Consider the following 457-nt stretch of genomic DNA (forward strand, 5'->3'; position numbering starts at 1 on the left):
CTTCGCGCTCTACACCGAAGAATTGCGGGCCGGAGTGGTCCCAGAATTGCAGGCTGACCACGCATTCGCCGCGGATGCGGTCGCGCAGCTCACCGCCGTCCACGAGGCGTCGACCGATTCCCATATGCCTTCCGCATTCCCGCCGCCCACCGAGAGCGAGATCGTGCAGCGCATGGTGCTCCAGTTCGTGCAGGCAATGAATACCGAGACGGACCCAGCGGCGAGACCTATCACGTTCGTGCCGCCGCACCAGGAAACCTTCACCGAGGTCGTGGACCGGGTCGCACAGGCCAGTGTCGTCGACTTGGGGATGGGGTACCCCCACACCAGCTAACCACTCATTCACAGATTCCACCACATCGGCCGCTCCGCCAGGAACGGCCGTGTTGGGAAGGCTTTACCCATTTATTGACGGATATGGTAACAATGCAGCACTTTTTTCGAGCCTGTTGGTGGA

1 protein-coding gene is annotated in these 457 nt (G+C 61.1%); it reads left to right on the plus strand.

Going from position 1 to position 457, the window contains the following annotated elements; translation table 11 throughout:
- Positions 1-334, plus strand: a 334-nt coding sequence (locus E1J61_RS37750; RefSeq protein ID WP_165971645.1) for a hypothetical protein, incomplete at its 5' end; no start/stop codon positions are given.
- Positions 335-457 lie beyond the last annotated feature (123 nt).

This window comes from Cupriavidus sp. L7L (genome assembly GCF_004353535.1).
Taxonomy (GTDB): domain Bacteria; phylum Pseudomonadota; class Gammaproteobacteria; order Burkholderiales; family Burkholderiaceae; genus Cupriavidus; species Cupriavidus oxalaticus_A.